Source organism: Janthinobacterium sp. AD80 (assembly GCF_002878455.1).
Classification (GTDB): domain Bacteria; phylum Pseudomonadota; class Gammaproteobacteria; order Burkholderiales; family Burkholderiaceae_D; genus Janthinobacterium.
Genome location: NZ_NRDQ01000149.1, coordinates 1 through 9,683, shown reverse-complemented (window position 1 = coordinate 9,683; position 9,683 = coordinate 1). Strand labels below are relative to the sequence as shown.

At 64.3% G+C, this 9,683-nt stretch carries 8 protein-coding genes; all 8 read left to right on the top strand.

Annotated elements, in window-relative coordinates:
• Window positions 1–2,337, top strand: a 2,337-nt coding sequence (locus tag JaAD80_RS23270) for an ATP-binding protein (protein WP_102297973.1), incomplete at its 5' end; no start/stop codon positions are given.
• Between the two features lie 278 nt (window positions 2,338–2,615).
• Entirely contained in the window at window positions 2,616–3,536 is a 921-nt protein-coding gene (gene argF, locus JaAD80_RS23265; RefSeq protein ID WP_102297970.1) for an ornithine carbamoyltransferase, read from the top strand.
• A gap of 69 nt (window positions 3,537–3,605) precedes the next feature.
• The gene (locus tag JaAD80_RS23260) at window positions 3,606–4,841 is read left to right on the top strand and encodes an argininosuccinate synthase (protein WP_102297967.1); all 1,236 of its coding nucleotides are present in this window, start codon (window positions 3,606–3,608) and stop codon (window positions 4,839–4,841) included.
• 186 nt (window positions 4,842–5,027) lie between these two features.
• Entirely contained in the window at window positions 5,028–6,839 is a 1,812-nt protein-coding gene (locus JaAD80_RS23255; protein ID WP_102297965.1) for a methyl-accepting chemotaxis protein, read from the top strand.
• 3 nt (window positions 6,840–6,842) lie between these two features.
• Window positions 6,843–7,298, top strand: a complete 456-nt coding sequence (locus JaAD80_RS23250; RefSeq protein WP_102297962.1) for a chemotaxis protein CheW — start codon at window positions 6,843–6,845, stop codon at window positions 7,296–7,298.
• Window positions 7,295–8,536, top strand: coding sequence for a protein-glutamate O-methyltransferase CheR (locus tag JaAD80_RS23245; RefSeq protein ID WP_258003141.1), 1,242 nt, complete (start codon window positions 7,295–7,297; stop codon window positions 8,534–8,536). Before JaAD80_RS23250 ends, JaAD80_RS23245 begins: the two co-directional genes overlap by 4 nt.
• Window positions 8,537–8,545: 9 nt before the next feature.
• The gene (locus JaAD80_RS23240) at window positions 8,546–9,223 is read left to right on the top strand and encodes a chemotaxis protein CheW (RefSeq protein WP_102297960.1); all 678 of its coding nucleotides are present in this window, start codon (window positions 8,546–8,548) and stop codon (window positions 9,221–9,223) included.
• On the top strand, window positions 9,220–9,683 hold a 464-nt coding region (locus JaAD80_RS23235; RefSeq protein WP_180979552.1), incomplete at its 3' end, for an Hpt domain-containing protein. The genes JaAD80_RS23240 and JaAD80_RS23235, both read left to right, overlap by 4 nt.

The window sequence follows — 9,683 nt, the reverse complement described above, 5'->3', positions numbered from 1 at the left end:
TGGGGCGCCCAGTTCCTGGGTGACGGCGGCAAGCTGCCCGTGCCGCTGGCCACCTGGGTGCATGACTTCCGCGGCCTGCTGGCGCATACCTCGCGCGACCTGGGCACGGCCGCCGGCCACTACATGCAAAGCTATGAAGCGGCGCTGGAAAGCGGCCAGCTGCGCGGCGCCATCACGGCCGCCATCAATATCGGCGACTGCTTTGCCAGCCTCAACGACAACGAATCGGCGCTCGAATGGATGCAATGCGCGCTGGACCTGGCGCGCCCCACGGGCTGGCCGCGCAGCATCGGCGCCTGCCAGACGCACGCGGCCGACACCATGCGCAAGCTGGGCCGCCTTGCCACGGCCGAGGAGCTGCTGCGCGACGCGCTGCACATCCTGGCGCCCGTGGCCGGCGCGCGCACCTACGCCAACGCCCTGTTCCACTTGGGCGAACTGAGCCTGGACAAGGGCGACTACGACACGGCCCTGGACGCCTTCAGCCGCCTGGCGCAACGGGCCGAAGCGCTGGGCCAGGCCGACTTCCGCAGCATGGCGCAGCGCGGCAGCGCACATGCGCTGTCTTACCTGGACCGTCCGGAAGAAGCATTGCAGGCAGCCGAGCGGGCCTGCCAGTTGGCGACAGCGCAAGGCGATGCCATGCACCAGGTGGCGGCCCTGCGCGTGCTGGCCATGCTGCATGCGCGCCACGAACTGCCGCCGCCGCCCGGCATGCTCGAGCGCAACCCGGCCCTGCATTTCCTGCACCAGGCCCTGCAAGTGGCCGCCTCCATCGACGGCTATGTGCCGCCAGGCGAGCTGTTCGATGCGCTGGCACGCGAGTACGCGCATGCGGGCGACTATGCGCGCGCCTACGACATCGCCCTCGATGCAGGCATGGCGCGTGAAAAAAGCCACACCCAGCAGGCAAGCAACCGCGCCACCGCCATGCAGGTCTACCACCAGACGGAACATGCGCGTTCGGAAGGCTATCACCACCGCGAACTGGCCGCCTCCGAGGCGCGCCGTGCCGAAGTGCTGCAGCAGACCAGCGACACCCTGGAGCGCCTGTCGGCCATCGGCCAGGAAATCACCACCCATCTCGACGCCAGCGCCGTTTTCCAGGTACTGGACCGCCACGTGCATGCCTTGCTGCCCGTCAACACTTTTGCCGTCTACATGCTCGATGGCCCCGGCACGGCGCTGCGCCGCGCGCACGGCATGGAAGCGGGCCGCCCCCTGCCCGACAACGCCATTCCGCTGAGCAATCCGCGCGCCTACTCCGTGCGCTGCCTGCTGGGCCGGCGCGAAGTGTATATCGCCCAGGTCCCGCCGCGGCGCCACGCCTACACGGTGCCCGGCACCCTGCATAATCAGAGCGTGCTGTACGTGCCGCTGATGGTGGGCGAGCGCGTGCTGGGCGTGATGACGGTGCAGGCTTGCCAAGCCAACGCGTATGGCGAACGCGAGCGCCTGATCTTCCGCACCCTGTGCGCGTATGGCGCCATCGCCCTCGACAATGCCAGCGCCTACCGCCAGTTGCAGGATGCCCAGGCGCAGCTGGTGTCGCAGGAAAAGCTGGCCGCCCTCGGCTCGCTGATGGCCGGCGTGGCGCATGAACTGAATACGCCGATCGGCAACAGTTTATTGATCGCCAGCACGATGCAACAGAAAACGGAAGACGTGGAACGCCTGATGAACGGCCCCGGCCTGCGCCGCTCCGACCTGGCGGCGTACATCGAGGATGCGGGCAAGGCGTCGGCGCTGGTGATGCGCGGCCTGCACAGCGCGGCCGACCTGGTCAACAGCTTCAAGCAGGTGGCCGTCGACCGCACCACCGAGCAGCGGCGCCAGTTCGACCTGCAGCAAGTGAGCAATGAAATCATCGCCACCGTCATGAACCGCATCCGCAGCTCGGGCCATCGCATCGAGATGGAGGTCGATTTCGGCATCGCCATGGACAGCTATCCGGGGCCGTTCGGCCAGGTGATCACCAATCTGATCAACAATGCCCTGCTGCACGCCTTCGACCCGGGCGGCAACGACGGCAGCGCCAGCACGGGCTGCATGCGCCTGTGCGCCACGGCGGACGCCGCGCGCGTGCAGATCGTCTTCGAGGACAATGGCGGCGGTATCGCGGAACAGTATTTGTCGCGCATTTTCGACCCCTTCTTTACCACCAAGCTGGGCCAGGGCGGCAGCGGCCTGGGCTTGTCGATCAGCTACAACATCGTCACGGCCCTGCTGGGCGGCACCATCCAGGTGGCCAGCAGCGGCGCCGGCACGCGCTTTACCCTGGACTTGCCGCGGGTGGCGCCACGCCTTGACGCGGCCGACCCGGCCAGCATCTATTGAAACGCCGGCCGGACAGCGCTGCTTGTCTACACAAGTACCTGTCCGGCCAGTCTTTCCAATCTAAAAGCAAAACCCTTATAATTGAATGGCTGAAGTCCCTGCCATTGCATGATTTACAACTTGGCAAACCGCATCGATCCGCGTGATTCACAGGCGCGGGCGACGATCAACACAGCAGCGCGCCGGGCAAGGCAGTCATCAGCACGAGATGTTTACGCTGATGCAACCCGGCGGGAAAGGCACGCCGCCGGCGGCCTGCGCATCTTCAAGTGGTCATTATGTCGACAAAAAAACCGATCAAGCATTACCTCCAGTTCTCCGATTTCACGTTGGAAGAGTACGAATATGTGATCGAACGCGCCCATCTGATCAAGCGCAAGTTCAAGAATTACGAAATCTACCATCCCCTGATCGACCGCACCCTGGTGATGGTCTTTGAAAAGAACTCGACCCGCACCCGCCTCTCGTTCGAGGCCGGCATGCACCAGCTGGGCGGCGCCGCCATCTACCTGAACACGCGCGACTCCCAGCTGGGCCGTGGCGAACCGGTGGAAGACGCGGGCCAGGTCATGTCGCGCATGTGCGACATCATCATGGTGCGCACGTTTGGCCAGGAGATCATCGAGCGTTTCGCCGCCAATTCGCGCGTGCCCGTGATCAATGGCCTGACCAATGAACACCACCCGTGCCAGGTGTTTGCCGACATCTTCACCTACATCGAACACCGCGGCTCGATCGCCGGCAAGGTCGTCGCCTGGATCGGCGACGCCAACAACATGCTGTACTCTTGGCTGCAGGCGGCCGAAGTGTTCGGCTTCCACGTCAACGTGTCCACGCCGAAGGGCTATGACATCGACCTGGCGCAAGTCAAGACCGAACGCTACACCTTCTTTGACAATCCGTCCGATGCCTGCGCAGGCGCGCACCTGGTCAACACGGACGTGTGGACCAGCATGGGCTACGAGGCGGAAAACGCGGCCCGCATCGCCGCTTTCGACGGCTGGATCGTCGATGGCGCGAAGATGGCCCGTGCCGCGCCCGACGCCCTGTTCATGCACTGCCTGCCCGCCCACCGTGGCGAGGAAGTGGCCGCCGAAGTCATCGACGGCCCGCAATCGGTGGTGTGGGACGAGGCGGAAAACCGCCTGCACGTGCAAAAAGCGCTGATCGAATACCTGTTACTCGGTAAAATCAACTAATTCGCCAGGCACTGCACAAACCCTGGCAGTATCGCAATACATACATAGACAACGACAACTGGAAGCAATATGAGCGACATTAAAAAAGTAGTCCTGGCCTATTCGGGCGGGCTCGATACCTCCGTCATCCTGAAATGGCTGCAAGATAACTACCAGTGCGAAATCGTCACCTTCACGGCCGACCTGGGCCAGGGCGAAGAACTGGAACCGGCACGCGCCAAGGCCATCAAGTTCGGCATCAAGCCGGAAAACATCCATATCGAAGACGTGCGCGAAGAATTCGTGCGCGATTTCGTCTTCCCGATGTTCCGCGCCAACACCGTGTATGAAGGCGAATACCTGCTGGGCACCTCGATCGCCCGTCCGCTGATCGCCAAGCGCCTGATCGAAATCGCCAACGCCACCGGCGCCGACGCCATCTCGCACGGCGCGACCGGCAAGGGCAACGACCAGGTGCGTTTCGAGCTGGGCGCCTACGCGCTCAAACCGGGCGTGAAAATCATCGCCCCATGGCGCGAGTGGGATCTGCTGTCGCGCGAAAAGCTGCTGAAGTACGCGGAAGACGCCGGCATCGAAATCGACATGAAGCACAAGAACGGCGGCGCGCCGTACTCGATGGATGCGAACTTGCTGCACATCAGCTTTGAAGGCCGCCACCTGGAAAACCCGAGCGCCGAAGCGGAAGAAAGCATGTGGCGCTGGACCGTCAGCCCTGAAAAGGCGCCGGACGAAGCGGAATACCTGGATATCGAATACGAAAAAGGCGACATCGTCGCCATCAACGGCGTGCGCATGTCGCCCGCCACCGTGCTGGCCGAACTGAACAAGGTTGGCGGCAAGCATGGCGTGGGACGCCTGGACCTGGTGGAAAACCGCTACGTCGGCATGAAATCGCGCGGCTGCTATGAAACCCCGGGCGGCACCATCATGCTCAAAGCCCACCGCGCCATCGAATCGATCACCCTGGACCGCGAAGTGGCCCACCTGAAAGATGACCTGATGCCGCGCTACGCGTCGATGATCTACAACGGCTACTGGTGGGCGCCCGAGCGCGTTGCCCTGCAAACCCTGATCGACCACACGCAGCAAACCGTGAACGGCTGGGTACGCATCAAGCTGTACAAGGGCAATGTGATCGTCGTCTCGCGCGATTCGAAAACGGATTCGCTGTTCGACATGAACATCGCCACCTTCGACGAAGACGGCGGCGCCTACAACCAGGCCGACGCCGGCGGCTTCATCAAGCTGAACGCCTTGCGCATGCGCATCGCCGCCATCGCCCGCGAAAAGCGCGGCCAGAAGTAATCGAGGCGGGGAGGCGTCGCTTCCCGGCCTGTGCAAAAGCCGCCTTCGGGCGGCTTTTTTGCATTTGCAGCGCACTCGTCCGCGATTTACATCGCGCCACGTCCCGGGATTGTCCCCATTTTGCTGTCCACGTGGCAAAATGCTACAGTGCAATTGTGCTGACCTTCCCGCTTCCGGAGCCCTCCCATGTTCAAAGACCTGAGTATCAAGAATAAACTGTACCTGGGCTTCGGCTCGATCGTGGCCATCATCCTGATACTGCTGGGTGTGGCCTACAACAGCTTTGCGCGCCTGTCGGAAGCGAACAAATGGGACCGGCACACGATGGAAGTGCTGATCGAGATCGACAAGATCCACAATTCCATCCTGCAAATCCAGGTGGAAGCGCGCGGCTTCATCCTGACCGGCAACGACGCATCTCTGAACCCGGAAACGGACGAAATGGCAATCCTGGCGCAGCACACGCAAAAAGCCGTCGCCATGACGGCCGACAATAAGGTGCAGTCGGAACGCTTCCGCAAGATCGACCAGCTGGCCACCACCTGGGTCAAGGAATGGATTAACCCGCTGATTGAAAAACGCCGCGCACTGGGCAATGCGCCGGGCGCCACGGAGTCGGTGGCGCGCAGCATGCCGCCGGCCGGCTATCCGGCCGTCAAGCAAGCCAACCAGATGCTCGACGAAGCGGCGGCCGAGGAAAGCCGTTTGCTGGCAGAGCGCACCGCCACCACGGCACAATTACAGCAAACCATGATGCTGACCCTGGCGCTGGGCGGCCTGCTGTGCGTGGTGCTGGCGCTGGGCATTTCCTATATTCTCGGCAAGTCCATTCTTGGCCCCCTGAACAACCTGACGGATGCCGTTGGCCGCATCGCCGGCGGCGAGCAAGGCGCGCGCGCCGCCATCGTCTCCGGTGACGAATTGGGCAAGGTGACGGAAGAATTCAACCGCATGGCGCAAACCATCCAGGATAACCAGGCCAATGAGCTGGCCGCCACGAATACCCTGCGCGCCAAGGTCGACTCCCTGCTGGAAGTGGTCTCGAAAGCCGCCTCGGGCGACCTGACAGGCAAGGTCAGCATCACGGGCAGCGACGCCATCGGCCAGCTGGGCAACGGCCTGGCGAAGATGTTCGAAAACCTGCGCAGCCTGCTCAACAATGTGCAAAAGGCCGGCATCCAGGTGACGACCTCGGCCACGGAAATCGCCGCCTCGGCGCGCCAGCAGGAAGCCACGGGCATTGAGCAGGCGCAAACCAGCGTGGAAATTCTCAGCACCACCAAGGAAATCTCGGCCAATACCAGCCAGCTGCTGAAAACCATGGAAGACGCCACGGCAGTGGCCGATTACACGACGAACGCCACGGCCGAAGCGCAGAATAACCTCAAGCGCATGGACTCGACCATGCAGCACATGGTCTCGGCCACCGATTCCATCAACGCCAAGCTGGCCGCCCTGTCGGAAAAAGCCAGCAATATCAACAGCGTGCTGATCACCATCACCAAGGTAGCCGACCAGACCAACATACTGTCGCTGAACGCCGCCATCGAGGCGGAAAAAGCCGGCGAAGCGGGCCGCGGCTTCTCTGTGGTGGCGACGGAAATCCGCCGCCTGGCCGACCAGACTTCCGTGTCGACGTGGGATATCGAGCAAATGCTCAAGGAAATGCAGTCAGCCGTGTCCGCCAGCGTGATGGGCATGGATAAATTCTCGGAAGAAATTCGCCGCAGCGTGGGCGAAGTGCGGCAAGTGGCCGAGCAATTGTCTTCCGTGATGGACCAGGTGCAAAAACTCACGCCGCAATTTGACGCCGTGCTGCAAGGCATGCAGTCGCAAGCCATCGGTGCTTCGCAGATTTCCGACACCATGATGCAGCTCAATGATGCGACGCAACAAACCGTGGAGTCCCTGAAGGCCACCAGCGAGGCGGTGCACCAGCTGCAATATGCGGCCGGTGACCTGCAGTCGAGCGTGTCGACCTTCGCCGTGACCATCTGAGCCATGAAAGTCCTGGTCTTTCATATCGGACGCGACCGTTACGGCCTGCCCCTGGCCGGCATCGTGCGCGTGCTGCCGCTGCTGGAACTCAAGCAGCTGCCGCTGACGCCGGACTATGTGGCCGGCCTGGTGGACTTGCACGGCGTGCCCGTGCCCGTGATTGATTTGTCGCGCCTGGCGGGCCTGCCGCCGGCGGCGGCGCAATTCGATACGCGCATCGTCATCGTCGACTACCAGGCGCCCGGTGGCGATACGCACGCACTGGGCCTGCTGGCTTCGCAGGTGCGCGGCATCGCCGACATCGCCATGGAAAAACTGGAAGACAGCGGCGTGACCACGGCACCCTTCCTGGGCCAGGTGGCCAGCGACGCGGACGGCATCGTGCAGCTGGTGGAACTGCAACACCTGCTGCCGCCGGACGTGCGCGCGCTGCTGTTCCAGGGCGGGAGCGCGGCATGACGGCGCAAACCCTGCTGCGCCGCGCCACCGGCCTGTCCGTCTCGAAATCCGTGGCCGAGCGGGCCGTCGGCCAGCGCATGGAGCAAACAGGATTTGCCGACAGCGAAACCTATCTGCACGCCATCACGCCGGCGGAAATGACGCAATTGATCGAACTGGTGGTGGTGCCAGAATCGTGGCTGTTCCGCGACCCGCAGGCCTTCTACGCCACCGTCGAACTGGTGCAGGAACGCTGGGCACGGGGACGCGCCACGCGCATCCTGTCGATTCCCTGCGCCGGCGGCGAAGAACCGTATTCGATGGCCATGGCGCTGCGCGACGGCGGTGTGCCAAAGCAGGCCTTCAGCATCGACGCCTATGACCTGAGCCCCGGCTGCATCGAGCGGGCGCAGGCGGGAATCTATGGCCGCAATGCCTTCCGCGCGCAGGACGTGGCCTTCCGCGAGCGCTACTTCACGCACGTGGCCGATGACTGCTACCGCATCATCGACGCCTTGCGCGAGCAGGTGACGTTCAGGCAGGGCAACCTGCTGCAGTTCGATACCGCCACCTATAGCAAGCATTACGACGTCATCTTCTGCCGCAACCTGCTGATCTATTTCGACAAGCCGACCACGCGCGCGGCGATCCAGAACCTCTCTGCCCTCCTGGCCGACGACGGCATGCTGCTGGCCGGCTATGCGGAAGTGCCGTCGTTCTGCCAGAACGGCTTCGCGCCGCTGCAGTTCCGCCAGGCCTTCGCGCTGAAGAAGGACAGCACGCCGCCCGCCGCCGTCATCCAGGTGGCCGCCTTGCCGCCGGCGCGCACCCTGCGCAGCGTGCCGCCCGCGCCACGGCCGCGCCGTCGCGTACCCCACCGGCGCCAGCCCCAGCGGCGGCGCGCCCGCGTGCCGTGCCGGTACAGCAAGCCGCTGTGCAAACGGACCTGCTGGCCGAAGCGCGCCTGCTGGCCGACCGTGGCCAGCTGCGCGAAGCGGGCGAAAAAATGCCATGCCCACCTGGCCCGCGTGCCCGAGGCGGCGGAAGCGTATTTCATGCTGGGCATCATCAACGAACTGGCCGGCAAGATGGACCTGGCGGACGATTACTGGCGCCGCTGCATCTACCTGCAGCCCGACCATTACGAAGCGCTGTGCCACCTGGCCCTGCTGGCCGAACGCAATGGCAACAGCACGGCGGCATCCACGCTGAAGGCGCGCGCGGCACGCATCTTCCAGCGCCGCCAGGCTTCCAACTAAGGGGTATCCATGACCACCAACGAGACCCTGGACGACATCAACGACTGCTGGAACCACATCGGCGTGGTCGGCGACCAGAGCTGCCCCAAGCTGCCCGCCAACGTGCATTGCCGCAACTGCGACGTGTATGCTGGCGCCGCCCAGCGCAACCTGCAGCGTCCCGTCGATGCGCACTACCAGCGCGACTGGGCCAGCCATTTCCGCCAGCTGGACGCGGGCGGTGAAGTGCGCGACAGCTCGGTGCTGGTGTTTCGCATCGGCCGCGAATGGCTGGCGCTGCCCACGCGCGTATTCGACTCCGTTGCGCCACAGGCGGCGGCGCATGCGCTGCCGCACCGCAGTGGACGTGGCCTGGCCGGCATCGTCAATATCGGCGGCAAGCTGTATCCCTGCATGTCGCTGGCGCACCTGCTGGGCATCGATGACCACGATGCGCCGGCGGCCAAAGGACGCCACACCTTTGCGCGCCTGCTGCTGATGCGCTGGGAAGAGCAGTCGTATGCCCTGCCCGTGGCCGACCTGCATGGCATCGTGCGCTACGCCTCGGCAGCCGTGCAGGCGCCGGCCGCCACCATCAACAAGGGCCTGTCGCGCTTCCTGTCGGGCGTGATCACCGAAGGCGACATGCGCATCGGCTGCCTCGACACGGCGCTGATCGGCTTCCAACTTGCGAGACTATTACGATGAGCCAGGACCAGCACGGCGACCTGAGTGCCTTTTCCATGCTGGACCTGTTCCGCATGGAGGCGGACAGCCAGACCCAGATCCTGACCGATGGCTTGCTGGCCATGGAGCGCCACGCGGGCGACGCGGCCGCCGTCGAAGCCATGATGCGCGCGGCGCACTCGATCAAGGGCGCCGCCGCCATCGTCGGCCTGCAAGTGGTGGTGCAGCTGGCGCACGGCATGGAAGACAGCTTTGTCGCCGCCCAGCATGGCCGATTGAAACTCACGCCGGAGCGGGTCGACGTGCTGCTCTCGGGCGTCGACCTGATCGTGCAGCTGTCGCGCCTGGACGACGCGGGCGCGGAAGCCTGGCTGGCCGCCAATGCGGCGCAGATCGACCAGACCCTGAACGCCATCGCCGGCATCGCCGACCTGCCCGAATTACCGGCCCTGCCCGCGGCGCCGACGCCCGCAGCCGCGCC